This window comes from Streptomyces sp. NPDC038280 (assembly GCF_055600045.1).
Window position 1 is genome coordinate 274242 of sequence record NZ_JBVJYZ010000002.1, and the last position, 25816, is coordinate 300057.

Annotated in this window: 23 protein-coding genes and 2 pseudogenes; 15 read left to right on the top strand and 10 right to left on the bottom strand. The window is 73.0% G+C overall.

Going from position 1 to position 25816, the window contains the following annotated elements; translation table 11 throughout:
* Window positions 1-203: 203 nt before the first annotated feature.
* A pseudogene (locus tag ACZ7J0_RS06345) lies at window positions 204-581 on the top strand (sensor histidine kinase); the annotation flags it as partial.
* Window positions 578-1182 (top strand): annotated as a pseudogene (locus tag ACZ7J0_RS06350) (response regulator). The pseudogenes ACZ7J0_RS06345 and ACZ7J0_RS06350, both read left to right, overlap by 4 nt.
* Window positions 1183-1235: 53 nt before the next feature.
* Here ACZ7J0_RS06350 and ACZ7J0_RS06355 read toward each other — a convergent pair.
* The 3 genes from ACZ7J0_RS06355 to ACZ7J0_RS06365 all read right to left on the bottom strand — a co-directional run bounded on the left by ACZ7J0_RS06355 (window position 1236) and on the right by ACZ7J0_RS06365 (window position 6178).
* Entirely contained in the window at window positions 1236-2684 is a 1449-nt protein-coding gene (locus ACZ7J0_RS06355; protein WP_470884561.1) for an MFS transporter, read from the bottom strand.
* Window positions 2685-2748: 64 nt separating this feature from the next.
* Window positions 2749-3942 carry a lipid-transfer protein gene (locus tag ACZ7J0_RS06360; protein ID WP_470884563.1) on the bottom strand — a complete coding sequence of 398 codons (1194 nt, stop codon included), beginning with the start codon at window positions 3940-3942 and terminating at the stop codon, window positions 2749-2751.
* Between the two features lie 58 nt (window positions 3943-4000).
* The gene (locus ACZ7J0_RS06365) at window positions 4001-6178 is read right to left on the bottom strand and encodes an acyl-CoA dehydrogenase (protein WP_470884565.1); all 2178 of its coding nucleotides are present in this window, start codon (window positions 6176-6178) and stop codon (window positions 4001-4003) included.
* A 166-nt stretch (window positions 6179-6344) separates the two neighbouring features.
* Here ACZ7J0_RS06365 and ACZ7J0_RS06370 point away from each other — a divergent pair, with 166 nt between their 5' ends.
* The 5 genes from ACZ7J0_RS06370 to ACZ7J0_RS06390 all read left to right on the top strand — a co-directional run bounded on the left by ACZ7J0_RS06370 (window position 6345) and on the right by ACZ7J0_RS06390 (window position 10466).
* Window positions 6345-6692 (top strand): hypothetical protein, encoded by a 348-nt coding sequence (locus ACZ7J0_RS06370; protein ID WP_470884567.1) that lies wholly within the window; start codon window positions 6345-6347, stop codon window positions 6690-6692.
* Window positions 6693-6774: 82 nt separating this feature from the next.
* Window positions 6775-7434: a class I SAM-dependent methyltransferase gene (locus tag ACZ7J0_RS06375; protein ID WP_470884569.1), complete on the top strand. Its 660-nt coding sequence runs from the start codon at window positions 6775-6777 to the stop codon at window positions 7432-7434.
* 23 nt (window positions 7435-7457) lie between these two features.
* A complete protein-coding gene (locus ACZ7J0_RS06380; RefSeq protein WP_470884570.1) occupies window positions 7458-8408 on the top strand; it encodes an N-acetylmuramoyl-L-alanine amidase in 951 nt (316 codons plus the stop codon).
* A gap of 91 nt (window positions 8409-8499) precedes the next feature.
* On the top strand, window positions 8500-9348 hold the full coding sequence (locus ACZ7J0_RS06385) for a hypothetical protein (protein ID WP_470884572.1): 849 nt from the start codon (window positions 8500-8502) through the stop codon (window positions 9346-9348).
* A gap of 107 nt (window positions 9349-9455) precedes the next feature.
* Window positions 9456-10466, top strand: a complete 1011-nt coding sequence (locus tag ACZ7J0_RS06390) for an LLM class F420-dependent oxidoreductase (protein ID WP_470884574.1) — start codon at window positions 9456-9458, stop codon at window positions 10464-10466.
* A gap of 2 nt (window positions 10467-10468) precedes the next feature.
* Here ACZ7J0_RS06390 and ACZ7J0_RS06395 read toward each other — a convergent pair whose 3' ends face one another.
* Entirely contained in the window at window positions 10469-11008 is a 540-nt protein-coding gene (locus tag ACZ7J0_RS06395; protein ID WP_470884576.1) for a hypothetical protein, read from the bottom strand.
* A 112-nt stretch (window positions 11009-11120) separates the two neighbouring features.
* On the opposite strand from ACZ7J0_RS06395, the gene ACZ7J0_RS06400 reads away from it, so the two are divergent.
* Window positions 11121-11417 carry a hypothetical protein gene (locus ACZ7J0_RS06400; protein ID WP_468705416.1) on the top strand — a complete coding sequence of 99 codons (297 nt, stop codon included), beginning with the start codon at window positions 11121-11123 and terminating at the stop codon, window positions 11415-11417.
* Here the strand turns inward: ACZ7J0_RS06400 and ACZ7J0_RS06405 are convergent.
* Genes ACZ7J0_RS06405 through ACZ7J0_RS06415 form a run of 3 tightly spaced genes read right to left on the bottom strand, consistent with a single transcriptional unit; the run spans window position 11411 to window position 14630 of the window.
* Complete coding sequence (locus ACZ7J0_RS06405) at window positions 11411-12493, bottom strand: prenyltransferase/squalene oxidase repeat-containing protein (protein ID WP_470884577.1); 1083 nt, start codon at window positions 12491-12493, stop codon at window positions 11411-11413. The genes ACZ7J0_RS06400 and ACZ7J0_RS06405 overlap by 7 nt on opposite strands.
* Window positions 12490-13236: a class I SAM-dependent methyltransferase gene (locus tag ACZ7J0_RS06410; protein ID WP_468705420.1), complete on the bottom strand. Its 747-nt coding sequence runs from the start codon at window positions 13234-13236 to the stop codon at window positions 12490-12492. The genes ACZ7J0_RS06405 and ACZ7J0_RS06410 overlap by 4 nt, the downstream gene beginning before the upstream one ends.
* Window positions 13236-14630 carry a glycosyltransferase family 4 protein gene (locus ACZ7J0_RS06415; protein ID WP_470884579.1) on the bottom strand — a complete coding sequence of 465 codons (1395 nt, stop codon included), beginning with the start codon at window positions 14628-14630 and terminating at the stop codon, window positions 13236-13238. Before ACZ7J0_RS06415 ends, ACZ7J0_RS06410 begins: the two co-directional genes overlap by 1 nt.
* Before the next feature lie 195 nt (window positions 14631-14825).
* Between ACZ7J0_RS06415 and ACZ7J0_RS06420 the strand changes: the two genes are divergently transcribed.
* On the top strand, window positions 14826-15437 hold the full coding sequence (locus ACZ7J0_RS06420) for a TetR family transcriptional regulator (protein WP_468705425.1): 612 nt from the start codon (window positions 14826-14828) through the stop codon (window positions 15435-15437).
* A 106-nt stretch (window positions 15438-15543) separates the two neighbouring features.
* Here ACZ7J0_RS06420 and ACZ7J0_RS06425 read toward each other — a convergent pair whose 3' ends face one another.
* From ACZ7J0_RS06425 to ACZ7J0_RS06435, 3 genes are all read right to left on the bottom strand, one after another.
* Window positions 15544-15777: a ferredoxin gene (locus tag ACZ7J0_RS06425; RefSeq protein ID WP_470884581.1), complete on the bottom strand. Its 234-nt coding sequence runs from the start codon at window positions 15775-15777 to the stop codon at window positions 15544-15546.
* Window positions 15777-17237: an aldehyde dehydrogenase gene (locus ACZ7J0_RS06430; protein ID WP_470884583.1), complete on the bottom strand. Its 1461-nt coding sequence runs from the start codon at window positions 17235-17237 to the stop codon at window positions 15777-15779. Before ACZ7J0_RS06430 ends, ACZ7J0_RS06425 begins: the two co-directional genes overlap by 1 nt.
* A 279-nt stretch (window positions 17238-17516) precedes the next feature.
* Window positions 17517-17849, bottom strand: a complete 333-nt coding sequence (locus tag ACZ7J0_RS06435) for a hypothetical protein (protein WP_470884585.1) — start codon at window positions 17847-17849, stop codon at window positions 17517-17519.
* Window positions 17850-18288: 439 nt separating this feature from the next.
* Between ACZ7J0_RS06435 and ACZ7J0_RS06440 the strand changes: the two genes are divergently transcribed.
* The 6 genes from ACZ7J0_RS06440 (at window position 18289) to ACZ7J0_RS06465 (ending at window position 25578) form a co-directional block, all read left to right on the top strand.
* Window positions 18289-19326: an MBL fold metallo-hydrolase gene (locus ACZ7J0_RS06440; RefSeq protein WP_470884587.1), complete on the top strand. Its 1038-nt coding sequence runs from the start codon at window positions 18289-18291 to the stop codon at window positions 19324-19326.
* Between the two features lie 346 nt (window positions 19327-19672).
* On the top strand, window positions 19673-21034 hold the full coding sequence (locus ACZ7J0_RS06445; protein WP_470884589.1) for a prenyltransferase/squalene oxidase repeat-containing protein: 1362 nt from the start codon (window positions 19673-19675) through the stop codon (window positions 21032-21034).
* Window positions 21031-21756 (top strand): SCO2322 family protein, encoded by a 726-nt coding sequence (locus ACZ7J0_RS06450; RefSeq protein ID WP_470884590.1) that lies wholly within the window; start codon window positions 21031-21033, stop codon window positions 21754-21756. Before ACZ7J0_RS06445 ends, ACZ7J0_RS06450 begins: the two co-directional genes overlap by 4 nt.
* Entirely contained in the window at window positions 21753-22940 is a 1188-nt protein-coding gene (locus ACZ7J0_RS06455; protein WP_470884592.1) for an energy-coupling factor transporter transmembrane component T, read from the top strand. Before ACZ7J0_RS06450 ends, ACZ7J0_RS06455 begins: the two co-directional genes overlap by 4 nt.
* Complete coding sequence (locus ACZ7J0_RS06460) at window positions 22937-24745, top strand: ABC transporter ATP-binding protein (RefSeq protein ID WP_470884594.1); 1809 nt, start codon at window positions 22937-22939, stop codon at window positions 24743-24745. The genes ACZ7J0_RS06455 and ACZ7J0_RS06460 overlap by 4 nt, the downstream gene beginning before the upstream one ends.
* On the top strand, window positions 24742-25578 hold the full coding sequence (locus ACZ7J0_RS06465) for an ECF transporter S component (protein WP_470884596.1): 837 nt from the start codon (window positions 24742-24744) through the stop codon (window positions 25576-25578). Before ACZ7J0_RS06460 ends, ACZ7J0_RS06465 begins: the two co-directional genes overlap by 4 nt.
* The last annotated feature ends 238 nt before the right edge of the window (window positions 25579-25816 follow it).

Sequence of the window (25816 nt, forward strand, 5' to 3'; positions counted from 1 at the left end):
CCGAGGCCGTTCGGGGCCGGCCCGCAGGCGCCCTTCCCGGGCGTTCTAGAACGCGTTCTAGGCCGGTGATCCTCATGTATAGCCGAGCACCCACCACTTGTGAAGTGTGCTGACGATACGTCAGATCCGTTGCCCGCCGGGTGGCCCAGTACATGTGTCACGGCCGGGTCCGTACATACGCATCTGCCGGGGGCGCCCCCACCGACCGGGCGCGGGACCTGCTGACCGCGGCGGGCATCGATCCGGTGGTCCGCCAGTCGGGGCCGCCGCTGGAACCGCAGGCCGAGGCGTTGCTGAGCCGGGTGGTGCGCGAGTCGGTCACCAACGCCGTGCGCCACAGTGGTGCCTCCCGCTGCGAGATGACCGTGCACGGCACGCCGGAGCGCGTGCGTCTCGTGGTCTCCGACGACGGGCGGGGCTCGGGGGCGGGGTCGCCCGGCAGTGGGCTCGTGGGACTGCGCGAGCGGGTCGCGGCGGCAGGCGGCACCCTGGAGTCGGGACCGTCCCCGCGCCGTGGCTTCCGGGTCGTGGCGGAGCTGCCGGTCGACACGATGGTCGCCGATGAGGAGCACAGCCCATGATCAGAGTCATGCTCGCCGAGGACCAGGGCATGATGCGCGGTGCCCTCGCGCTGCTGCTGGGGATGGAGCCCGACATCGAGGTGGTCGCACAGATCGGCCGGGGCGACGAGATCGTGGACACGGCATTGCTCGCGCGCCCGCAGGTGGCTTTGCTGGACATCGAGTTGCCGGGCCGCAGCGGTCTCGACGCGGCGGCGGAGCTGCGGGACGAGGTGCCGGACTGCCGGGTTCTGATCCTGACGACCTTCGGGCGGCCGGATTATCTGCGGCGGGCGATGGAGGCGGGGGCGGCCGGGTTCCTGGTCAAGGACGGGCCGGTGGAGGAGCTGGCGGAGGCGATCCGGCGGGTGCTCACCGGGGAGACGGTGATCGATCCGGCCCTGCGGCGGCCGCGTTGAGCGCGGGCCCCAACCCGCTGACCGCGCGGGAGCGGGACACGCTGAGCGCGTCGGTGGACGGGGCGACGATCGCGGACATCGCCACGACGCTGCATCTGCCGGAGTCGACCGTGCGGAACCATCTGTCGTCCGCGATCGGCAAGACGGGCACCCACAACCGCATGGAGGCGGTCCGGGCGGCCCGTCGGCAGGGCTGGCTGTAGGTCTGTTCCCCACGCCACGGCACGGACCTGCCTGCAGGGCCCGCCCGGCGGCTCTACGGCTCCGAGCGGCGCGGCAGCCAGAGCAGCATCAGGACCGCGCCCGCCAGCAGCACGCCCGTGCCCGTGCGGAAGGCCAGCGCGTAGCCCTCGGTCAGGGCCTCGGGGCCGGTGCCGCCGGCCGTCCTCGACGCGGCGACCGTCGAGAGGACGGCCAGACCGAGCGCGCCGCCCATCGTCCGTGAGGTGTTGACCAGCCCGGACACCAGGCCCGCGTCGCCCGGGGCGGCCCCCGACGTGGCGAGCGAGGCGAGCGGAGTCACGGCCAGGCCGATGCCGGTCATCATCAGGATGCCGGGGCCGAGGATCGAGGTGGCGAAGGCGCCGTGGGCGGTCATCGTGGACTGCCAGCCGAAGCCGGTGGCGGCGATCAGGGCGCCGAGGACGGCGAGGTTGCGGGCGCCGGTCGTCGGCATCAGACGGGGTGCGACCTTGGCGCCGATGATGACGCTCAGCGAGCTCGGCACGAGCGCCAGTCCGGCCTCCAGCGGGGTGTAGCCGAGGACGTTCTGCGCGTACACCGTCATGAAGAACCACATGCCGAACGAAGCGGAACCGCACACCAGCATGGCGACGTTGGCGGCCGAGACGGCTCGCGCGCGGAACACCTTCAGCGGCATCAGCGGGGCCGCCGTCCGTGCCTCGACGACCACGAAGACGGCGAGCAGGGCAAGCCCGCCGAGCAGCGGAAGCAGGGTCCGCCGGGCACCCCAGCCGGCCTCCTCGGTCTGCACGATGCCGTACGCGAGCGCGGCCAGGCCGCCGGTGACCAGGACGGCGCCGGGCAGGTCGAGCCGCCGTCCGCCGTCCGTACGGCTCTCGTTCAGCCACACCGCGGCGCAGGCCAGGACGAGGACACCCACCGGGACGTTGATCAGCAGGACCCAGCGCCACGACAGCAGATCGGTGAGCACCCCGCCGACGAGCCCCCCGGCCGCGCCGCCGCCCGCGCCCACCGCCGACCAGGTCCCGATCGCCCGCGTCCGCGCGGGCCCGGGCGGCACGGCGGCCGTCACGATGGTCAGCGTCGCCGGCGCGAGTACGGCCGCTCCGAGCCCCTGTACGGCGCGGGCGACGACCAGCTGCCACCCTTCCTGCGCGAGCCCGCCCGCCACCGACGCCGCGGTGAAGAGCGCGAGCCCGAGCAGGAACATCCGCTTCCGCCCGAAGAGATCCGCGGCCCGCCCGCCGAGCAGCATGAACCCGGCGAAGGCGATCGAGTACGCGTTGAGGACCCACTGCAGTCCGAGGGCGGAGAGCCCCAGATCGGCCCGCATCGACGGCAGGGCGACATTGACGACGGACACGTCGAGGACGACCAGGAACTGTCCGGCGCACGCGGCGGCGACGGCCACCCACGTCCGGGTGGGGAGCGAACTCCCCCTGGACTCGGTGGCTATGGAGGCGGCTGAGGTCTCTGCGGGGGCTTGGGCCATGGGTGTCATGGTCTCAGGCACCCGGTGGCCCGTACATCCGGACACCGATGTACGGGCCACCCCGCCGCTCGACCTAGGTCGCGCGGCGCAGGAGCGTGACGACCGCCGCGCCGCCCAGGCCGATGTTGTGGGCGAGGCCCACCGCGGCCCCCTCGACCTGGCGGGCGGCGGCCTCGCCGCGGAGCTGCAGGACGAGTTCGGCGGCCTGGGCCAGGCCGGTCGCGCCCAGGGGGTGGCCCTTGGAGATCAGGCCGCCGGAGGGGTTGACGACCCAGCGGCCGCCGTAGGTGGTGGCTCCGGATTCGACGAGCTTGCCCGAGTCACCGGTCTCGCACATGCCGAGTGCTTCGTAGGTGAGCAGTTCGTTGATGGAGAAGCAGTCGTGGAGTTCGATGACGTCGACGTCCTCGATCCCCAGGCCCGCCTTCTCGTAGACCTGGCGGGCCGCCTCCCGCGACATCGGCTGCCCGACGGCGTCGATGCAGGTCCCCGACGCGAAGGACGCTGCGGTGTCGGTGGTCATGGCCTGGGCCACGATCTCCACCGCCTTGTCCCCGAGGCCGTGGCGCTCGACGAACCGCTCGGAGACGACGACGGCCGCGGCCGATCCGTCGGAGGTCGGTGAGCACTGGAGTTTGGTCAGCGGCCGGTGGATGGTCTTGGCGGCGAGGATCTCCTCGACCGTGTATACGTCCTGGAACTGGGCGTTCGGGTTGTGTGCCGAGTGCCGGTGGTTCTTGGCCCCGACGGCGGCGAGCTGCGCCTCCGTCGTGCCGTAGCGCTCCATGTGTTCCCGGGCCGCGTTGCCGAAGATCTGCGCGGTGGGGGGCGACATCTCGAAGCCGTGGCCGGCAGCCATGATCCCGTAGTGCCGTGCGACCGGTGACGTCTTGAAGTCACCGCCGTCGGAGCCCCCGCCGAGTGCGCCCCGGGTCATCTTCTCGAAGCCGAGGGCCAGCACGCAGTCGGAGATCCCGCCTTCCACGAACTGCCGGGCCAGCATGAGGGCGGAGGAGCCGGTGGCGCAGTTGTTGTTGACGTTGTAGACGGGCACACCGGTCAGACCGAGTTCGTACGCGGCGCGCTGGCCGGCCGTGGAGGCCTGGAAGCAGTAGCCGACGGGGACCTGTTCGACCTGCTCGTAGGAGAGGCCCGCGTCCACGAGGGCCCGGGTGCCGGCCTCCTTCGCCATGTCCCAGTACTGCCAGTCCCGGGTCTCCGGCTTCTCGAACTTCGTCATGCCGACGCCGACGATGTAGCTCTTCACTGCACGTCTCCTTCAGTCCTTCGGTCCCGGGGCGGGGCGTGGGGTCCCGGGGCGGCCTTCAGTCGCGGGGCAGGCCGAGGATGCGCTCGGCGACGACGTTGAGCTGAACCTGGGTGGTGCCGCCGGCGATGGTGAGGCAGCGGGACATCAGCAGGCCGTGAACGGCCCGCTCCCCCGGCCCCTCGCGCACCGCGCCCGCCGGCCCGAGCAGTTCGAGGGCGAGCTCGGCGACCTTCTGCTGATGGGTGGTCTGGATGAGCTTGCGGACACTGGCGCCCGCGCCCGGTTCGAGGCCGGAGACCTGCTGGAGGGTCGTCCGCAGTCCGACGCAGCCCAGCGCGTGGGCCTCCGCCACGAGGGCCCCGATGCGTGCGCGGTACGTCTCGTCGAGGCCGTCGGCCCGCGCGAGGAGCGCTTCGAGGCCGGTGTCGAAGGCCACTTGGTCGGCCATGTGGACACGTTCGTTGCCGAGGGTGTTGCGGGCCACCTTCCAGCCGTCGTCCACCTCGCCGACGACGGCGTCCAGGGGCAGCGGCGCGTCGGTGAAGTACACCTCGTTGAAGAGGGAGTCGCCGGTGATCTCCTTGAGCGGGCGGATCTCGATGCCGGGAGTGTTCCTCATGTCGACGAGGAAATAAGTCAGGCCCTTGTGCTTGGGGGCGTCCGGGTCGGTGCGGGCCAGCAGGATGCCGAAGTCGGCCCACTGCGCGGCGCTGGTCCACACCTTCTGGCCGTTGATCCGCCAACCGTCCTCCGTGCGGTCGGCCCTGGTCCGCAGCGAGGCCAGGTCGGAGCCGGCCCCCGGTTCGCTGAACAGCTGGCACCACTGCGCCTCGCCGCGGAGCGTGGGCAACAGGTACCGCTCCTGCTGTTCGGGGGTGCCGTGGGCGAGCAGGGACGGCACGACCCAGGTCGCGATCCCGAGGTCGGCGACCTTGATTCCGGCGGCGGACAGCTCCTGTTGGACGGCGAGCTGGTGGACCGGTCCGGCGCCCAGGCCGTAGGGGGGCGGCAGATGCGGGGCGGCGTAGCCGGTAGGGGCGAGGACGCGCCGGGCCGCGGCGGGGTCGAGGCCCCGGGCCACGGCGATCTCCTCGCGCGCCCGGATCCGGTACCGCTCGGCGTCCGGCGGCAGCTCGAGCCGCAGTTCTCGCCGCGTTCCGGCGGCTGCCAGCCGGGCGGCCCGCAGCCGGTGGCCGTCGGTGTTGCCGAGGAGCTGGCGGGCGACGAGGGCCCGGCGGAGGTACAGGTGGGCGTCGTGTTCCCAGGTGAAGCCGATGCCGCCGAGCACCTGGACGCAGTCCTTGGCGCAGCTGTACGCGGCGTCGAGCGCGGTGGCGGTGGCGAGCGCGGCGGTGAGGGAGCGTACGGCGGGCTCGCCATCGGCGGCGCGGGCGGCGTCCCACGTCAGCGCCCGCGCCTGTTCGAGCCGTACGAGCATGTCGGCGCAGAGGTGCTTCACAGCCTGGAACCGGCCGATGGGCCGCCCGAACTGTTCGCGCACCTTGGCGTATTCGGCCGCGGTCTCCAGCGCCCGCGCCGCGGTGCCGCAGGCGTCCGCCGCGTACAGCACCGAGGCGAGGTCCCTGACGTGGTCGGAGTCCAGCCGTTCCAGGATCCGGTCCTCCGTCACGACCGCACCGGAGGCCGTGACCTCGGCGGTGGGCCGGGTGGGGTCGGCGCTCTCATGGGCCCGCACGGAGAGGCTGTGGGCGTCGACGGCGAGCCAGACGGTGCCGTGTCCGGCCCCGGGCGCCCCCGCCGCGAGGATCAACAGGTCGGCCTGCGCGCCACCGAGTACGGGCGGCGCGGTCCCCTCGATCCGCAACCCGCCGCCCTCGGCGGCGACGGCGGTGAGGGTTCCGGGCCCGAGGGCCACGGCCCCGATCCGGTCGCCGTGGGCGAGGGCCGCTGCCTGTTCCCAACGCCCGGCGCGGTGCAGCAACTCGGCGGCGAGCGTGCTGGGCAGGTACGGCCCCGGCAGTACCGCCCGGGCGGCCTCCTCCAGAACGACGGCGAGTTCGGTGAGTCCGCCGCCCCCGCCCCCGTACGCCTCGGGCAGATGGATGCCGAGCAGGCCTTGTTCGGCGGCGGCGGACCAGTAGGCGGGGCGCGCGGCACCGGAGCCGGGTAGGTCGAGGTGTTTGCGCACTTCTTCGGGAGGCACGGCCCGTCCGAGCCATCCGCGCACGGACCGGGCCAACTCCCGCTGCTCCTGCGTGATTCCGATGCCCATGAGCGGCAGACTAGAACACGTTTCAATCTGACGGAAGGTCAGATGCCTCAGGGGCCGCTCTTTGCTCACCACCCCGCCTGCGCGGCCAGGGGTCCGACGGGTGATCCATGGGCCCCGGGGAGCGTCGCGCCCCGCCCTCGTGGCCCGGCGCGCCCATAGTGCGGGCATGAGACGTACACGCGCGACGACACTGCTCTGCGTCGCGGGCATCCTCGCCGCGAGCGCCCAGGTCACGACCGCCGACGCCGGCGCCCCGGCCCGGGGCGGCGAGGCCCGCCCCTGCGCCGGCGCACCGGTGGGCAGGGGCGGGGAGCTCCGTACGGTCCTACGTGTCGCCCAGCGGGCGGGGACCGAGCTGGGCCAGCTGGAACTACCCCTCGGCCCGCGAGCATTCCGCCAGGAGTCCACCTTCTGGAACCCCTGGCGGATCGCCCCCGGCGCCGTCCTCGCCACCCACGTCTGCGAACTGGCCCGCGACGGACGCCGATGGGCGGCCGACCACAGTGACCTGTGACCTTTCACCGTGGACCGGGACTGTGCACGGGTCGATGTGCCGCCATAATGGCGCTCCACGTACTGACCAGTAGGAGGACCTCATGGCCGCCGCCGCTGCCGCCGCGCCCAAGCCGGAGACGCTCGCCGCCTTCGAGGCCGCCAAGGGGTTCATGCCCGTGGGCGAGGGACTCGCCCTCTACGCGGCCGCCGCCGAGGCCGCGTCCGCGCTCGGGCTGCCACTGCTGGAGGTGGGCACGTACTGCGGGCGGTCCACGATCCTGCTCGCCGACGCCGCCCGCGAGGCCGGGACGGTCGCGGTCACCGTCGACCACCACCGGGGCAGCGAGGAGCAGCAGCCGGGGTGGGAGTACCACGACCCGACCGTGGTCGACCCGGAGGTGGGGCGGATGGACACGCTGCCCACCTTCCGCCGGACGCTCCACCACGCCGGCCTCGAGGACCACGTCGTCGCGGTCGTCGGCCGCTCCCCGCAGGTCGCGAAGGTGTGGGGCGGCGAGGTCGGCCTGGTCTTCATCGACGGCGGCCACACCGACGAACACGCGACCGGTGACTACGAGGGCTGGGCCCCGAAGGTCGCCGACGGGGGCCTGCTGGTCATCCACGACGTGTTCCCCGACCCGGCGGACGGCGGCCAGGCCCCGTACCGCGTCTACCTCCGCGCGCTGCGGTCCGGCGCGTTCACCGAGGTGTCGGTGACGGACTCCCTGCGGGTGCTGCGCCGTACCGGCTCGGGAATCTGACGCCGTACGGCTAGGGTCACGACGTGCCGTACGACGAGGAACAGCCCCCCACCCCCCGCCGACCGGCCCGTTCGAAGCCGGCGATCGCGGCGATCGCGATCGCCGCGGTGATCACGGTCACACTGGCCGGCCGGCTGGTCTGGCAGGCGATGGCAGGGCCGTTGCCGGAGCCGAGCGGGTCCGCGACCCGAGCGACACCCGCCACCCCGGCCACGCCGGCCTCACCGCCCGCCGGATCCTCACCGGCCGCGCCCTCCACCAAACCCCCCTCGGCCACCCCGGGCACCACAGCCTCGGCGAAGCCCCTCGCGGGGAAGGTCGTGGTGGTCGATCCCGGTCACAACCCTGGAAATTTCGCACATTCCCGCGAAATCAACAGGTCAGTAAATATCGGCACGAACCGCAAGGAATGCGACACCACCGGCACGTCGACCAACGCCGGTTACACCGAGGCGGAATTCACACTCGACGTGTCGCACCGCCTCGTTTCCCTGCTCCGCGGGAAGGGCGCGACGGTGGTCCTCACCCAGGACCACGACCGCCCCTTCGGCCCCTGCGTCGACGAGCGTGCCCGGATCGGGAACGCCGCCCGCGCCGACGCCGCCGTGTCCATCCACGCCGACGGCTCGGCGGTGGGCAACCATGGCTTCCATGTCATCCTTCCCGCCCTGGTCAAGGGGGGTGCGGCCGACACCTCGAGGATCGTCGGACCGTCCCGGGCGCTCGGCGAGCGCATCGCCGGCAGCTTCACCCTCGCGACCCGGAGCGCGCCCGCCAACTACGTGGGCGGGCGTACGGGCTTGGACACACGCGAGGATCTCGGCGGACTCAACCTGTCGACGGTCCCCAAGGTGTTCATCGAATGCGGCAACATGCGTGACCCCGACGACGCCGCATTGATGACGAATGCGGCGTGGCGTCAGAAAGCGGCGCAGGGAATCGCGGAAGGCATCAGTACCTACCTGCTGGGGTAGCCCGCGCAGGCGATAGATTCTTCTTTACGATGGGGGCCGCCCCCGTGATTCGCGCCGCCCCGACGAGACGACCCGACGAAGGACTTTTCACGTGAACATCCGCTCCCTCACTCGAGGCGATGGCGTGGTGATCGGAGCAGCGGTGTTGCTCTTCATCGCCTCCTTCCTCAGCATCAGCGACTGCTCAGGCAGCTTCTGCGCCAACGTCAACTCGTGGGAGGTGTCCCCCCTCGGCTGGGGCGGCTTCTTCCTCGGCATCGCGGGCGCGGCCCTGATCGTGCTCTCCCACGGCCTGCCGCAGAGCCGCAAGGTGGCCGGACTCGACCTGGGACAGACCGGCGTGGTGTTCACCATCGCCTCGGCGTGGACGATCCTCATGTGGGTCTTCGAGTCGAACGGCGCCGGTGCCGGACTCATCCTCGGTCTGATCGCGGCGCTGGTGCTCGCCGGCGCCGCTGTCGCCGGGCCGCTGGTCCCCGCGCTCAAGGCCCCGCTGGTGGGCGCCCCGAGCCCGCAGGCCGCGCAGCCGTACGGTGCGCAGCCCGGCGTCCCCGGTGGCTACGGCTACCCGGGCGCCCAGCAGCAGCCCTTCGGCGCTCAGCCGGGTCAGCCGGGTCAGCCGGGTCAGCCGCAGCCCTACGGCGCCCAGCCGGGCCACCCGCAGCCGCAGCCCGAGCCGGCCGCGCAGCAGTCCCAGCCGCAGCCCGCGCAGGGCGGTGCGCCCGCCGGCGCTCCGGCCGGTGACTTCGCGCCGTTCTGGTTCGCGGTTCCGGTGGCCCGCCCGCTGTACGGGGAGGACGGTTCGCCCGCCCCGATCGCCGAGCTGGCGCCGGGCACCTGGTACCTCGCGGTCGAGCAGCGCGGTCCGGGCCTGGTGGCCCAGACGCAGGACGGCCGGCGCGGCGTCCTCCAGGACACCACGGGCATTCAGCGCGGCTGACCTCCCGGTCGCACGACGGCCCCTCGCCCGGAACCCTTCCGGGCGGGGGGCCGTTGTCGTACAGTCGGACCCCGCTAGCTGACGTACCGTCAGAAAGGGATCCGGCCATGCGTCTCGGACTCGCACTCGGCTACTGGGGCCGCGGCCCGAACCCCGCCCATCTCGACCTCGCCCGCGAGGCCGAGCGGCTCGGCTACGACTCCGTGTGGACCGCCGAGGCCTGGGGCTCCGACGCCTTCACCACGCTGACCTGGATCGCGGCGCACACCTCCCGCATCAAACTGGGCACGGCCATCGCCCAGATGGCCGCCCGTTCCCCGACCGCCACCGCCATGCACGCGCTGACCCTGGACCATCTCTCCGGCGGGCGGATGATGCTGGGGCTCGGACTCTCGGGCCCGCAGGTGGTGGAGGGCTGGTACGGCCGCCCCTTTCCGCGCAGTCCGCTCACCGCGACCCGGGAGTACGTGGAGGTGATCCGCCAAGTCCTGCGGCGTGAGGGCCCGGTCGAGCTCGACGGACGCTTCCACTCGCATCCGTACGCCGGGGAGGACGGCACTGGCCTCGGCAAGGCGCTCAAGCCGATCACCCACCCCCTGCGCGCCCGTCTGCCGATCCTGCTGGGGGCGGAGGGGCCCAAGAACATCGCGCAGACCACCCGCATCGCCGACGGCTGGCTGCCGCTGTACTGGTCGCCGACCCGGACCGACGGGTACGAGGCGTCCCTGACCGGTCTGCCGGAAGGCTTCCTGGTCGCGCCCATGGTCCGCGCCCAGGTGTGCGACGACATCGCCGCCGGACTGCTGCCGGTCAAGGCGATGCTGGGGTTCTACATCGGCGGGATGGGTCACGCGACCCGCAACTTCCACGCCGACCTGATGGGCAGGATGGGGTACGAGGCCGAGGCACGGCACATCCAGCGGCTCTTCGCCGAAGGCCGCCGTGAGGACGCCGTCCTCGCCGTCCCCGACGCCTTCGCCGACGAGATCTCGCTCGTCGGCCCGCGCGAGCGGATCGCGCGGCGGCTGGAGGCCTGGCGCAAGGGCCCGGTCACCGATCTACTGGTGACGGCGCCGGACCCGGCCACCCTGCGCGTGCTGGCAGAACTCAACGACTGAGCTCAGGCGCGCAGTTGGGCGGTGGTGGGCACCTTGTCCGTCACCTCGGCACCGGCGCTCCTGCCCGCGTCCTTGATGTTCCCGATCACGCTCTCGAACAAGCCGACGTCCGCCTCGCTCGCCTCGCCCCTGCGGAGCTTGGTGCCCAACCCCTTCAGCGATTCGATGCCCGCCGTCAGCGGGGCGACGGCCTTCGCGAGCAGGGGGTCCCCCTTGGCGTTGTTCACGGCCGCCTTGAGCCTGTTGTACGCGAAGGCGCCCGCGAGGCCGGCCTTGACCAGGGCCACCTTCCGGCCCTCCGCGCCCTTCTTGAAGGTGCCCGCGCGGTAGGGCTTCACGATCCACTGATAGGTCGCACCGGCTGCCAGTCCCGCGTTGGCGACGAAGCGGGTCTTGGCGAACCGCTGCGCTTCCGTCGAGCCGGAGGGCGTCGCCGACCCGCTCGCGCTGTCGTCACCGCCGCAGCCGGAGGTGGAGACGAGCAGGGCGCAGGCCAACAGGAGCGCCACCAGGACGCGGCGCGGCGGAGCGGCACGGAGCACGGCGGGACCTCCCGGAGAGCGGTTGGCGCCAGCCTCGCCCGGGGCCGCCGCGTGTGCCACCCGGGCGACGCCGTACGGGTTTCGTCCGGGGGAAAGCGGCAAGCCGTTCGATATGTTCTCTCGCCATCGCAGCAGTGGAACGAAACAAGCGGCGTCGATCGTCTCGGTCCTCGCCGACGTCATGGCCGCCATCATCGGCCTGTGGATCCTGATGTACCTCCTGGACGCGAACCGCGCCAACGACCTGGTGAACGTCGTCCAGAACACGGCGCGCTGGCTCGCGGGCTGGTCGTACGACCTGTTCACCTTCGACGAGGCCTGGGCGCGCGTCGTGGCGGGTTACGGCCTCGCCGCGGCCGTGTACCTCGTCGTCGGCCACGCCGCGGCCGGCCGTCTGCGCCGCTACTGACGCGCGGGGCAGCAGTCCGGCTCGAGTCCCCTCGGCAGTCGCTCCCCGCCGAACACCGCCGACGTCGCCTCGTCCCCGCCGAGCGCCCCGACCGCGAGCAGCAGCGAACCGGCCGTCCAGGTGGTCAGCTCCTCCGGCCACACGGCCGGACTGCCCTCGAAGACGTACCCCGTCCAGTACATGCCGTCGTCGGCGCGCAGGTGCTGGATGGACTGCAGGATGTCGAGCGCCCGGTCCGACTGGCCCATCACCCAGAGGGCGAGGGCCAGTTCGCAGCTCTCGCCGCCGGTGACCCAGGGGTTCGGCAGGACGCAGCGGACCCCTAGGCCCGGAACCACGAACTCGCTCCAGCGGTCCTCGATCCGGGCCGTGGCCTCGGCGCCGGTGACGGCGCCGCCGAGGACCGGGTAGTACCAGTCCATCGAGTAGTGGCTCTTGTCGAGGAACCGCTCCGGGTGGTGGCATATCGCGTGAGCCAGCGAACCCGTCGCCAACTCCCAGTCCGGCTGCGGCTCTTCGCGCGCCTCGGCGATCGCGAGGGCGCAGCGCAGCGCCTGGTGGATGGACGAACTGCCGGTCAGCAGCGCGTCCTCGACGGCCGATCCGTCGTCCTCACGCTTCCAGCCGATCTGCCCGCCGGGCTGCTGGAGTTCCAGGACGAACTCGATCGCCGCGTAGACGGTCGGCCACATCCGGTCGAGGAAGGTGTCGTCGCCGGTGGACAGGTAGTGGTGCCAGACGCCGACGGCGATGTAGGCGCAGAAGTTGGTCTCGCGGCCCCGGTCGGTGACCTGGGTGTGGTCGCCGTCGTGGTACGCGGCGAACCAGGAGCCGTCGCCGTTCTGGTGCCGGGCCAGCCAGTCGTAGGCGCGTTCGGCGGCGGCGTGCTCGCCCGCCACGTCCAGCGCCATGGCCGCCTCGATGTGATCCCACGGGTCGAGGTGGTGTCCGCGGAACCACGGGATCGCGCCGTCCTCGCGCTGGACGGCGAGGATCCCGGCGACGGTCTGCGCGGCCTCTTCGGCGGTGAGGACCCCGGGCAGGACGAGGTGTTCCGTACGCTCCGGTGAGGTCACTTGGCGGCCGTCGCGGCGTCGGCGGCGGGCAGGTGCGGCTTGGTCGCGTAGGCCACGAAGCTCTTGCCGACGATCGGGTTGAGCGCCTGCTCGGCGAGCCGGGTGACCAGGGGCTTCTTCATGATGTCCCAGACCAGCAGCTTGTGGTACGCCCGGACCGGGAGCGCCTTGTCGTTGTCCACTCCGAAGGCGCACTTGAGCCACCAGTACGGGGAGTGCAGCGCGTGGGCGTGGTGGGTGCCGTACGGCTTGAGTCCGGCCTGGCGGATCTTGCCCAGCAGCTCGTCCGCCTTGTAGATGCGGATGTGCCCGCCCTCGACCTCGTGGTAGGCGTCGGAGAGGGCCCAGCAGACCTTCTCGGGGCCGTAGCGGGGAACGGTGATGGCGATCCGGCCGCCGGGCTTGAGGACGCGGACCATCTCCGCGAGCACGCCCTTGTCGTCGGGGATGTGCTCCATGACCTCGGAGATGATCACGACGTCGAAGGACTCGTCGGGAAAGGGGAGGTTGAGCGCGTCGCCCTCCATGGCGGTGGCGGTCGCACCCGCCGGTGCCTCTCCGGCCTCCTTCATCGCCGCGAACCACTTGGCGACCTCGCGGATCTCCTCGCCGTTCTGGTCGAGGGCCACGACCTGGGCGCCCCGCCGGTAGCACTCGAAGGCATGGCGGCCGGCGCCGCAGCCCAGATCGAGCACACGGTCGCCGGGGGCGAGCGGGAAGCGGGTGAAGTCGACGGTCAGCATCAGCGATTGCTCCCAATAGGGGTACCCGTACCCGGGGCCGCGGAGCGGCCCGGAATCCTTGCCGCGGAGCGGCCCCCGGCCGCGCCGCCGGGCGACTGCGCGGCGATCGCCTCGCGGTAGAGCTCGGCGGTTCCCTGGGCGGCGCGGGCCCAGGTGAAGTTGGCGAGAACCCGCGCGCGGCCGGCGGCGCCGAGGCGCGCCCGCAGCGCGTCGTCGCCCAGGGCCCGTCCCAGTGCGGCGGCCAGGGCGCCGGCGTCGCCGGGCGGTACCGCGAGGCAGGTCTCGCCGTCGCTCCCGGAGACCTCCGGGATGGCGCCGCCGGTGGTGGCGATCAGCGGGGTGCCGGTGGCCATCGCCTCGGCGGCGGGCAGCGAGAACCCCTCGTACAGCGATGGCACGCAGGCGACCTGCGCGGACCGAACGAGGTCCACGAGCTCGGCGTCGGAGATGCCCTTGACGAACTCGACGGCGTCCTCGAGGCCGTAGCGCTCGATGGCCTGGGCGACCGGTCCGTCCTCGGCGCGCCTGCCGACGACGACGAGGTGGGCGGCCGGGTTCTCGGTGCGCAGCTTGGCGAGCGCCTCGACGAGATGGATGAGGCCCTTGAGCGGCACGTCGGCGCTGGAGGTGGTGACGATCCTGCCGGGGACCTCGGCGACGGACGGGTCGGGCGACCACAGGTCGGTGTCGGCGCCGATGTGCACGACACGGACGCGCTCGTCCCGTACGCCGAGGTGGTCCACGATCTCCTGGCGGGAGGAGCCGGAGACGGTGAGGACCGAGGGCAGCCGGCGGGCGACCCGCTTCTGCATCCGGGTGAAGGCGTACCAGCGCCGGACGGAGGCACGGCGCTTCCAGTCGGTGGCGGCGTCCAGGTCCAGCTGCCGGTCGACGGTGATGGGGTGATGAATGGTCGTGACGAGCGGGGCGCCGATCGCGCCCGGGCCGCCCAGCAGGCCGTAGCCGAGGGTCTGGTTGTCGTGCACCACGTCGAACTGGCCCTTGCGGGCGGCGAGATGGCGGCGGGCGCGCAGGGAGAACGTCAGCGGCTCGGGAAAGCCGCCGGTCCACATGGTGGCGACTTCCAGCGCGTCGATCCAGTCGCGGTACTCGTCCCGCTTGGGCGTACGGAAGGGGTCGGGCTGCCGGTAGAGGTCGAGGCTGGCCAGCTCGGTGAGCGGGACGCCCTCGTCCAGTACGGGATAGGGCTGCGATCCGATGACCTCGACGTGGTGACCGAGGCGGGCGAGCTCACGTGAGAGGTGCCGTACGTAGACGCCCTGGCCGCCGCAGAAGGGGTTTCCCTTGTACGTGAGGAGGGCGATGCGCAGGGGACGGTCACCGTCTCCTGTGGCACCGGCACGGGGGCCCGTCTCTATGGCCTCAGCGGTCACTCGCGGCCCCCTTCTCACTGCGTTTCGCGGGAGCGTAACCGCTCGCGCTAATCTAGAACAAGTTTCAGACTTGGTCGTTCGACGAGCTTCGAATCTACCGGCAGGTAGCGCCGCTGTAAGAGCCGGATCAGGTGATTCGCGCCACGGCGGACGCCCGGCCATACTGTCGCGAGCCAACGCCACGGAACGGGACCCATGACAGCGGAAGACAGACCTGCGTCGCCTCCCCTGACAGAGCGCCAGGAGGCGCGTCGCCGGCGCATCCTGCACGCCAGCGCGCAGCTCGCGAGCCGGGGCGGTTTCGACGCGGTGCAGATGCGCGAGGTCGCCGAGGCGGCGGGGGTCGCCCTGGGCACGCTCTACCGCTACTTCCCGTCCAAGATCCACCTTCTGGTCGCCACCATGCAGGACCAGCTCCAGCACCTCCACACCACCCTCCGCAAGCGCCCCCCGGCCGCCGAGGACCCGGCCGAGCGCGTGGCGGAGACCCTGATGCGGGCGTTCCGCGCCCTCCAGCGGGAGCCGCATCTGGCCGACGCGATGGTACGGGCCCTGACCTTCGCCGATCGCAGCGTCAGCCCCGAGGTGGACACCGTCTCCCGTCAGACCACGGCGATCATCCTGGACGCGATGGGTCTCGACCATCCGACGCCGCAGCAGCTCTCGGCGGTCCGGGTCATCGAGCACACCTGGCACTCGGCCCTGATCACCTGGCTCTCCGGACGGGCGTCGATCGCCCAGGTGAAGATCGACATCGAGACGGTGTGCCGGCTGATCGACCTGACGGACCCGGCGTCGGAAAAGTGAGTCGGGCGTGAGCCGGGAGAGCGACGCGGGAGGGTGGAGCGGGGGCGGAGCCGCAGCCCCGCCCCGGCGCCCGCCCCTCCCGGCTCTTGCCCCGGCCTAGGTGTGCCTAGTCCTCCGGGGGGAAGACCGGCTCCCCCGACTCGAGGAGGGTGATCATGATCGCCTCGACCGGGCAGCCCTCCGCCGCGGCCAGCACCTTCTCGTTCGCGTCGGACTCCGCCTGCCGCGGATGCGACTGCCGGGCCGTGTCGAGCATGAAGCCGTCCGGGGCGTGGTTCACACACATCCCCGAGCCGATGCAGACGCTCCGGTCGACCTCGACGTGCCAGCGGTCGCCCATCACGCGCCTCCGTGCCCGGCCGGGAGGTGGATCATCTTGTGCTCCAGGTACTCACTGAAGCCCTCCGGCCCGAACTCGCGCCCCAGGCCGGAGCTCTTGTAGCCGCCGAACGGCCCCAGCATGTCGAGGCTGAAGGTGTTGACGTTGAAGGTGCCCGTCCTGACCTGCCGGGCGAAGTCGATGCCGTGCTCCACGTCCCCCGTCCAGACGCTGCCGCTGAGGCCGTAGTCGGAGTCGTTCGCGATCCGCAGGGCCTCGTCCTCGTCGCCGTACGGCAGCAGGCAGATGACCGGGCCGAAGATCTCCTCGCGGGCGATCCGCATCCCGTTGTCGACGCCTCCGAAGAGCGTCGGCTCGACGTACCAGCCACGGTCCAGGCCGGTGGGCCGCCCGCCCCCGGAAAGGATCTTCGCGCCTTCCTCCTGGCCGATGCGGATGTAACCGAGGGAGCGCTGCTGCTGGCGCCTGGCGACCAGGGGTCCGACCTGCGTCGCAGGGTCCAGCGGGTCGCCGACCGCCAGGGCTCCGGCCGCCGCCGCGAGGGCGTCGGCGATCTCGTCGTACCGGCCGCGCGGCGCGAGGATCCGGGTCTGGGCGACACACGCCTGGCCGTTGTTCATCCAGGCGGCCGGGACGATCCCGGCGACCGCCGCCTCCAGATCGGCGTCCGGCAGGATCACCGCGGCCGACTTGCCGCCGAGCTCCAGCGTGACGCGGGTGAGATTGCGGGAGGCGACCTCCATGACCCGCTTGCCCGCGCCGACGGAACCCGTGAAGGAGACCTTGTCGACGCCGGGGTGACCGACCAGGTACTCACTGACCTCGCGGTCGGCGGGCAGGACCGACAGCACACCCTCGGGCAGCCCAGCCTCCCGGGCGATCTCGGCGAGGACGTAACTGTCCAGCGGGGACTCGGGCGAGGGCTTGAGAATCACCGCGCACCCGGCGAGGAGCGCGGGCCCCAGCTTGGCGGCGGCGGTGAACTGCGGGACGTTCCAGGGCACGACGGCCGCGACCACGCCGACCGGCTCGCGCCGGACGAGGATGGGCCCGAGGACGCCGGCGCGCTCTGCCTCGTACGGGAAGTCGCGGGCGACGGTGATCGCCGCGTCCCAGACCATCATCGCGCCGAGCGCCTGGGCGAGGACGCTCCAGGAGTAGGGCGAGCCGTTCTGCGAGCTGATCAGCCGGGCGATCTCCTCGTGCCGTACGGCGATCGCGTCCTTGATCCGGGTGACGACGGCGATCCGCTCGTCGAGCGACATCCGCCGCCAGGGCCCGTGGTCGAAGGCTGCCCGCGCGGCGGCGACCGCCCGGTCGACGTCGGCCTCGGTGGCATGCGGGACGCGTCCGATGACCTGCTCGGTGTGCGGGGAGATCACCTCGATGACGCCGGTGCCGCTCGAATCGGTCAACTCCCCGCCGATGAACAGTTTTCCGTGTTCCACAAGCTCGGTCATGGCTGCTGCCTTCCCGCCCCGGAGATCTCCTGACACTGTTTCAGAACTGATACCAGTTCTAGTTATAGGGAGCAATGCTTCGGACGGAATGGGCCCTACCAGCCGCTTTGCCGCCGGCGGTGCTTCGGTGGTGCCACCTGGGCCTTCCCGGCAGGGGCACAACACCGCCACCTGCCGCCGAGCCTGCGCGGCACAGCGAAACGGCCCCGCCCGAGGGGCAGGGCCGTTCGCGCCGGTGCCGATCCAGTGGGGCCGGCCGGATCCGGACCTAGGCGGCGCTCAACAGACCTCTACGGTCCTGGCGTAGGCGCCGGGCATGCTGCCGTTGCCGATGACGCCCCCCAGGGCATGGGTGCAGTAGGCCGCTGAATCGGCGCCGTACGAGTAGAGCTCGTACGTCCTCGTGTTGAGGACCTGGCGATACCCCTCCGACTGACCGCCGCTGTGGTAGACGCCGATGTAGATGTCCCAGTCACCGCTGGGGTGGGCGCTCCTGAAGGATTCCCACACGTATATGTAGGCGTAGTTCTTGCCGCAGCCGTAGAACTGCTTGACCGAGGCGACCGTTTCGCTGCCGCTCGTGGCGTACGCGGTGGCTCCGAGCTGACGCATGCTGCCGCACGGCGCCGTGGCCGCGGAGGCCGACGGCCCGACTGCCACAGATGTGGCGAACAGGGCACTGCAAGCCGCCGCGACAAGACCCGCCTTGCGAGCGATGTGTGAAGTGATCATGCGAGGAAACTATCGACGTGATTTGTCCACGTCAACGACGTTACGGGCCTCCGCCGCGGCCGCCGCCCGGTGCGGGGCGTGGGTGCCCGACGGCGATGAGCGCCCCTGCCTCGCCGCGCGGGGCGAGGGCGGTCCCGGGCCGTCCGTGGGCCGCGCGAGAAGGGCCCGGACGGCCGACAACGACCAACGCCTACGGCCCGATTGCTGGTCAGGGGCCGCTCACGGATGATTACCGCAGCTCTCTCTGACGGAACGTCAGTTCTCGTTATAGTGAGCAATGGCCGTGCGGCCCGGGAGCGCCCGGGAGAGACGAGGACTCATGTCACAGGTGACCGTGCACGGCGGAGGCGTCTGGTCCATCAAAGTCGCCATTCCGGACAACCCGCTGGGGCACACGCTCGTCCATCTCCTAGACACCGACCGAGGACCGGTCCTGATCGACACCGGCTGGGACGACCCGCGGTCGTGGGCCGAACTCACCGAAGGGCTGGCGGAGCTCGGCACATCGGTGGCCGACGTCCACGGCGTCGTCATCACGCACCACCATCCCGACCACCACGGCCTCTCCGGCCAGGTGCGCGAGGCGTCCGGCGCCTGGATCGCGATGCACGCCGCCGACACCGCCGTCGTACGCCGCACCCGCGCGTCCGAGCCCGGCGTCTGGCTCGACTACCTGGCCCGCAAACTCGCCACCGTCGGCGCCCCCGAGGACCACACCGCTCCCCTGCTCGCCGCCCGGGCGGCCGGGCGGATGCGTACGCTGCCCGGGCTGCGCTCCGCGCTCCCCGACCGGGAGATCGTCCCCGGGGAGCTCCTCGACCTGGCCGGACGGCGGCTGCGCGCCATCTGGACGCCGGGCCACACGCCCGGCCATGTCTGCCTGCACCTGGAGGAGGAGCACCCGGCCCGGCTGCCCGGCCACGGGAGGCTCTTCTCCGGCGACCATCTGCTCCCCGGGATCACCCCTCACATCGGCCTGTACGAGGACCCCGAGGACCTCACCGTCACCGATCCCCTCGGCGACTACCTCGACTCCCTGGAGCGGATCGGCCGGCTCGGCGTCGCGGAGGTCCTGCCGGCGCACCAGCACGCCTTCACGGACGCGGAAGGACGGGTCCGGGAGCTGCTGGACCACCACGAGGAGCGGCTGACCGGGCTGCTCGGCCTGCTGGCCACCCCACTGACGCCGTGGCAGCTCGCCGTCCGCATGGAGTGGAACCGCCCGTGGGAGCAGATCCCGTACGGCTCACGGAACATCGCGGTGAGCGAGGCGGAGGCGCACCTGCGCCGCCTGGTGAAGCTGGGCCGGGCCGAGGCGGTGCCGGGGAGCGAGCCGGTGACGTACGTGGCGGTGTGACGGCCGGGCGCGGGACACGCGGCGGCGCGCCGACCGCCGGCCCGGCCCCGGCACGGCTCGCGCGGGGGGCCTCGGCGGGGGGCGGCCGCCCCCGGGGGCCTGTTCTACGGGCCGGTACAGTGGGCGCGTCGTCATCATGCCCGTACGGGGGAAAGCCGGTGCGAATCCGGCACTGACCCGCAACCGTGAGCCGCCCCGGGCGGCGAGTCGGAATGCCCCGGACGGGACGTGACCGGCTCGTGCTCCCGGGACCCGCCCGGTGAGCGGCACCGTCGAGGTATACGGAGCCGGAGCCTGGTGCCTCCGTGTGCCGGTGCCCGGCCACGCAGGAGAGGCCAGCCCCGCCATGACCACCGTCCGCCGCAGCGCCGCCACGCTCGTCGCCACCGCACTGCTGTGCACGGTGGCCGCCGGAGCCGTCGCCCCCGCCGCGTCCGCGGCGCCCTCCCCCGCCTCACCGTCCCCGGCGCCCACCTCCGCGGCCCCGTCCGCGCCCGCGGCGCCCTCCCCGACGCCGACGCCCGCCGTCCCGGCCGGGCTCTACGGCACGAAGGACCCGACGTACGACGGTGTCTGGCGGCAGTCGCTCGCCTTCATGGCACAGAAGACGGCCGGTCTGACGCCCGCGCCGCAGTCGCTGACCTGGCTCCTCGACCAGCAGTGCGACAGCGGCGCCTTCGCGTCCTACCGTCCGGACCCGGCCAAGCCCTGCGACCCGTCCACCCTGCTGGACACCAACGCGACGGCCGTCGCCGTGCAGGCGCTGAACGGGATCGCCCGGGCACCTCAGGCCACGACCGGCGCGCCGAGCGCCACGGCCACCCCCGCGCCCCACCCCGCCGCCGTCGCCGTGGCCGCCGGTATCGGCTGGCTGAAGGGCATACAGAACAAGGACGGCGGCTGGGGCTACAACCCCGGCAGCCCCAGCGACGCCAACTCCACGTCGATCGTCATCGGCGCGCTGGTAGGGATCGGCCAGCAGCCGGGCGGGGTGAAGTCCGCCGAGGGCAGGACCCCGTACGACGCACTGCTCACCTTCGCCAAGCCGTGCGCCGACAAGGACGGCCCGGGCGCCTTCGCCTACCAGCCGGACCCGGCCGGCACGCTCGTCGCCAACGGTGACGCGACCGCTGCCGCCACCCTCGCCGGGCTCGGCAAGAGCCTCCAGACGCGTGGTGTGAAGCCGGACCAGGAGCCGAGCTGCCAGGACACGGCGAAGCCCACGCCGGAGCGGGCCGCCCGCAACGGCGCCTCGTACCTCGCCGGCGCGCTCGCCGCGACCGGCCACCTCGACCTTCCCCCGATGCCCGGTGCCACCGACCCGGCCCCTCTGCCCGACTTCGGCAACACCGCCGACGCCGTGGTCGCGCTCGCCGCCGCCGGTCACAGCGGCAAGGCGCTGACCGCGCTGACCTGGCTGGAGAAGAACTCCGCCCCCTGGGCGAAGGAGAACGGTCCGGCCGCCTACGCCCAGCTGATCTTCGCCGCGAACACGATGGGCGCGGACATCCGGGACTTCGGCGGTGTCGACCTGGTCCAGCAGCTCAATGCCACCGGGCCCGCGCCGCTCACCGCCACCGGGCCGGTCGCACCGGCGCAGGACGAGGAGTCCGGCTTCAACGTGTGGTGGATCGTCGGTGTCGGCCTGGTCGTCGGCGTCGGGATCGGCTTCCTGCTGAGCGGCCGCCGCAAGGGCAAGCAGCTGTGATCCGTGCCCGGTCGCTGTCCCCCGCCCTGTCTCTGGTCCTGGCGCCGGCCCTGGCGCTCGCGGCCGCGCTGACGATGCTGGGCGCCGGGCCCGCGCAGGCCGCCGGATACCGGTACTGGTCGTTCTGGCAGTCGGCCCCCGCCTCCTCGGCCTGGGCCTATGCGACACAGGGGCCGGCGACGGCACGCCCGGCCGACGGCGAGGTCAACGGGTACCGGTTCTCCGTCAGCGCGGACTCCGGGGACTCGGCACGGCCCCGTACCGCACCGGACTTCGCCACGATCTGCGCCGCCACTCCGGCCAGGGACGGCAGCAAGCGGGTCGGCGTCGTCATCGACTTCGGCACACCGTCCGACGCGCCGGCCGGCGAGACCCCACCCGCGCGGCGCACCGGCTGCGCGCAGGTCCGTGAGGACGCGACGAGCGCCGAGGCGCTGGCGGCGCTCGCCCCGCCGCTGCGGTACAACGGCGAGGCGCTGCTGTGCGCGATCGCCGGCTTTCCGAGGACGGGATGCGGCGAGCAGGTGACGGGTGAGCGCCCGGCCCCCTCCGCGACCGTCTCCGGCCCGGCTCCGGCGACCGGCGCCCAAGAGCCCGGTGACGCCGGGGACTCCCGGGGCACCGAGGGCGGCGGGCCGTCGCTCGGGCTCGTCGCGGGAGCCGCCGCCGTGCTCGTCTTCGGCGGAGCGGCCTTCTGGCAGGCCCGCCGACGCCGCGGATGACGACCCGCACCGGCTCTCTGCGCGCTCCCGAGGCGACCCGCGCCAACGCCCTGCACGCCGGGGCGTGGTGGCTGTGGGCGCTGGGCCTCGCCGCGGCCGCGTCGCGGACGACCAACCCCCTGCTGCTCGGGCTGCTCGTCGGCGTGGCGGGTCATGTGGTGGCGGCCCGGCGGACGGACGCGCCCTGGGCGCGGTCGTACGGCGCGTTCGTGAAGCTGGGGCTGTTCGTCGTCGCGATCCGGCTGGTCTTCACCGTGGTGCTCGGCTCACCGATCCCGGGCACGCATCCGCTGTTCACGCTGCCCGAGGTGCCCCTGCCCGACTGGGTCCAAGGGGTGCGGATCGGCGGCCGGTTCACGGCGGAGCAGTTGGTGTTCGCGCTGTACGACGGGGCGAAGCTGGCGACGTTGCTCATCTGCGTGGGCGCGGCGAACTCGCTGGCCAACCCGGCGCGGCTGCTGAAGTCGCTGCCGGGCGCGTTGTACGAGGCGGGGGTCGCGGTCGTGGTCGCCATGACCTTCGCGCCCCACATGGTCGCCGATGTGGTGCGGCTGCGGACGGCCCGGCGGCTGCGGGGCCGCCCCACCGGCGGGGTGAAGGCGGTGCTCCAGATCGGACTGCCGGTCCTGGAGGGCGCGTTGGAGCGGTCGATCGCCGTGGCGGCGTCGATGGACGCGCGGGGGTACGGGCGTACGGTGCCGGTGCCCGTTGGGGTGCGGCGCACCACCACCGCGCTGACGCTGGGCGGGCTGTTCGGTGTGTGCGTCGGCGCCTACGGGCTGCTCGCGTCGTCCGGAGCCGGCTACGGCCTGCCGCTGCTGCTGGCCGGCCTGGTCGCGGCGATGGCGGGGCTCCGTCTCGGCGGGCGCCGCTCCGCCCGTACGCGCTACCGGCCCGACCGGTGGGGCGCGCGTGCCTGGCTGGTCGCCGGGTCGGGCGTGGCGGTGGCCGCGCTGATGATCTGGGCGGCGTCGTACGATCCCGGGGCGCTGCGGCCCGGTGTCGTACCGCTGGCGGCGCCCGGGCTGCCGCTCTGGCCGGCGCTGTCCGTTCTGGTGGGTCTGCTCCCGGCGTTCGTGTCCCCTGTCCCCGCCCCGCCGCGCACCCCGTCCCTTCCCCCCGCCGTGCCGGCCGCCCCGGCATCCGCCGGCACGGTCCCTTCCCCCGCCAAGGAGTCGCAGTGATCCGGTTCGACAACGTCTCGGTGACGTACGGCGACGCGGCCGTACCGACGCTGGCGGACGTCGATCTGACCGTCCCCGAGGGCGAACTGGTGCTGCTGGTGGGCCCCTCTGGTGTCGGCAAGTCGACACTGCTCGGTGCGGTGTCCGGGCTCGTCCCCCACTTCACGGGCGGGACGCTGCGGGGCCGGGTGACGGTCGACGGCCGCGACACCCGTACCCATCGGCCGCGCGACCTGGCGGATCTGGTCGGCACGGTGGGGCAGGACCCGCTGGCGCACTTCGTCACCGACACGGTCGAGGACGAGCTCGCCTACGGCATGGAGTCCCTGGGTCTCGCGCCCGACGTCATGCGCCGCCGCGTCGAGGAGACCCTGGACCTGCTCGGCCTCACGGAGCTGCGGGACCGCCCGATCGCCACGCTCTCCGGCGGCCAGCGCCAGCGCGTCGCGATCGGCTCGGTCCTCACCCCGCACCCGAAGGTGCTCGTCCTCGACGAGCCGACGTCCGCGCTGGACCCGGCGGCGGCGGAGGACGTACTGGCGATTCTTCAGCGCCTCGTCCACGACCTCGGTACGACGATCCTGATGGCCGAGCACCGCCTGGAGCGCGTGGTCCAGTACGCGGACCGCGTCGTCCTCCTGCCCGCCCCCGGGGCCGCGCCGGTGACGGGCGCCCCCGCCGACATCATGTCCCGCTCCCCCGTCCACCCCCCGGTGGTCGCCCTGGGCCGTCTGGCGGGCTGGGACCCGCTGCCGCTCTCGGTCCGCGACGCGCGCCGCAGGGCGGCCCAGCTGCGCGAGCGGCTTGCGGACCGGATTCCGGGCACGACGACGGCGCCCCCGCAGGCCGGCCCGGGGACGAACGCCGGGGGCCCGATGGACGCCGGCACACCGGACACCGCACCGGCGGCCACCGGCGGACCGCGGGGCGCCGCACCGGCCGAGGCGGCCTCCGGCGCACCGCGGGCCCTGCGGGTCGTCCGGGGATGGTTCGGACGCCGTGCCGGAGCCGCGGAGGCCGAGCCACCGCGGGAGGCGCGCGCCGCCCTGACGGGCCCCCTCGTCGACGTACGGGGCCTCAGCGTGCGCCGGGGCCGCGTCGAGGCGTTGCGGGGCGTCGCTCTCCGTGTCGGCGCCGGGGAGACCGTCGCGCTGATGGGGCGCAACGGGGCCGGGAAGTCGACGCTGCTCGGGGCGCTCGTCGGCATGGTCGAGCCCGGGGCCGGGTCGGTGTCCGTCGGCGGCCTCGCTCCGCACCGGACCGCGCCGCGCGAGCTGATCCGGCGGGTCGGGCTCGTACCGCAGGAACCGCGGGACCTGCTGTACGCCGACACCGTCGCCGCCGAGTGCGCGGCCGCCGACGCCGACGCGGGGGCCGTGCCGGGGACCTGCCGGGCACTGGTCTCGGAGCTGCTGCCGGGCGTGGCGGACGGCACGCACCCCCGGGATCTGTCCGAGGGGCAGCGGCTCGCCCTGGCCCTCGCCGTCGTCCTCACCGGCCGGCCCCCACTGCTGCTCCTGGACGAGCCGACGCGCGGGCTCGACTACGCCGCCAAGGCCCGCCTCGTCGTCCATCTGCGGGGTCTCGCGGCGGCCGGGCACGGCATCGTGCTGGCCACCCACGATGTGGAGCTGGCCGCCGAGCTGGCGCACCGGGTGCTGATCCTCGCGGACGGCGAGGTCGTCGCGGACGGACCGACGTCCGAGGTCGTCGTCTCCTCGCCCGCCTTCGCGCCGCAGGTGGCGAAGATCCTCGCTCCCCAGCCGTGGCTCACCGTCGGCCAGGTCGCGAAGGCCCTGCGATGAGCGCGCCACGCCCCGTCCGCCTGGGGCCCCGTTCCGCCGTGGCCCTGGGGCTGGTCACCGCCATCGGCGTGATCGCGTTCGGCTGGCCGCTGCTCGCGGACAGTGACAGCCTGCTCACGGGGCACGCCGCCGACGCGCCCTGGCTCTTCGCCGCGCTGCTCCCGCTGCTCGCCGCGGTCGTCGTGGCGACCGTCACCGACTCCGGGATGGACGCGAAGGCCGTGGCCATGCTCGGCGTGCTGGCCGCCGTGGGAGCGGCGCTGCGGCCCCTGGGCGCGGGCACGGCGGGTCTGGAGCCGATGTTCTTCCTGATGGTGCTGAGCGGCCGGGTACTCGGGCCGGGCTTCGGCTTCGTCCTGGGCGCGGTGACGATGTTCGCGTCCGCGCTGCTCACGGGCGGTGTGGGTCCCTGGATGCCGTTCCAGATGCTGGCGATGGCCTGGTTCGCGATGGGCGCGGGGCTGCTCCCGGGCGCGGACCGGCTGCGGGGGCGGGCCGAGCTCCTGCTCCTGTCGCTGTACGGGGCGCTCGCGGCGTTCGCGTACGGCACGGTCATGAATCTGCAGGGCTGGGTGCTGCTGCAGGGCATGAGCGGCGGTGTCTCCTTCCACCCGGGCGACCCGGTCCACGAGAACCTGGTGCGCTTCCTGGCGTACTGCGCGGCCACCTCGCTCGGCTGGGACCTGGGGCGCGCGGCGCTGACCGTGGTGCTGGTCCTGACCATCGGCGGGACCGTCCTGAAGGCCCTTCGACGGGCCACGAGGAGAGCCAACTTCGAGGCCCAGGTCACATTCGAGGGTCCCGACGTGGTGAGGCGCCCCACAGGACCTTAGTCCTGCCCTAGGCGCGGTAGTAGGCGCGAAGGGCGCCGCCCGGGGGGTTTAATACCAGCTCTGACCTGCGGAAACGCCATCGCGCCCGCGCGGGGTCCGAGGGGCCGGGATGCGAAAGGGGCTAGTAAGAGGGGGCATTGCGGCGGCCGAACCGCCCTGCTTCTCTGGATGAGTCGCCGGGCACCGCCGCAGCGTGGTGCCGGCAGCCAACTCCCCCGCCCCCTGGTGTGGTTCCGGC

Bases quoted from the DNA above. Each gene is read 5' to 3' on its own strand.
- ACZ7J0_RS06355 (WP_470884561.1), bottom strand. From the start codon at position 2,684: ATGACACCCATGGCCCAAGCCCCCGCAGAGACCTCAGCCGCCTCCATA.
- ACZ7J0_RS06365 (WP_470884565.1), bottom strand. From the start codon at position 6,178: ATGGGCATCGGAATCACGCAGGAGCAGCGGGAGTTGGCCCGGTCCGTG.
- ACZ7J0_RS06370 (WP_470884567.1), top strand. From the start codon at position 6,345: ATGAGACGTACACGCGCGACGACACTGCTCTGCGTCGCGGGCATCCTC.
- ACZ7J0_RS06375 (WP_470884569.1), top strand. From the start codon at position 6,775: ATGGCCGCCGCCGCTGCCGCCGCGCCCAAGCCGGAGACGCTCGCCGCC.
- ACZ7J0_RS06390 (WP_470884574.1), top strand. From the start codon at position 9,456: ATGCGTCTCGGACTCGCACTCGGCTACTGGGGCCGCGGCCCGAACCCC.
- ACZ7J0_RS06400 (WP_468705416.1), top strand. From the start codon at position 11,121: ATGTTCTCTCGCCATCGCAGCAGTGGAACGAAACAAGCGGCGTCGATC.
- ACZ7J0_RS06410 (WP_468705420.1), bottom strand. From the start codon at position 13,236: ATGCTGACCGTCGACTTCACCCGCTTCCCGCTCGCCCCCGGCGACCGT.
- ACZ7J0_RS06420 (WP_468705425.1), top strand. From the start codon at position 14,826: ATGACAGCGGAAGACAGACCTGCGTCGCCTCCCCTGACAGAGCGCCAG.
- ACZ7J0_RS06425 (WP_470884581.1), bottom strand. From the start codon at position 15,777: ATGGGCGACCGCTGGCACGTCGAGGTCGACCGGAGCGTCTGCATCGGC.
- ACZ7J0_RS06430 (WP_470884583.1), bottom strand. From the start codon at position 17,237: ATGACCGAGCTTGTGGAACACGGAAAACTGTTCATCGGCGGGGAGTTG.
- ACZ7J0_RS06435 (WP_470884585.1), bottom strand. From the start codon at position 17,849: ATGCGTCAGCTCGGAGCCACCGCGTACGCCACGAGCGGCAGCGAAACG.
- ACZ7J0_RS06440 (WP_470884587.1), top strand. From the start codon at position 18,289: ATGTCACAGGTGACCGTGCACGGCGGAGGCGTCTGGTCCATCAAAGTC.
- ACZ7J0_RS06445 (WP_470884589.1), top strand. From the start codon at position 19,673: ATGACCACCGTCCGCCGCAGCGCCGCCACGCTCGTCGCCACCGCACTG.
- ACZ7J0_RS06455 (WP_470884592.1), top strand. From the start codon at position 21,753: ATGACGACCCGCACCGGCTCTCTGCGCGCTCCCGAGGCGACCCGCGCC.
- ACZ7J0_RS06465 (WP_470884596.1), top strand. From the start codon at position 24,742: ATGAGCGCGCCACGCCCCGTCCGCCTGGGGCCCCGTTCCGCCGTGGCC.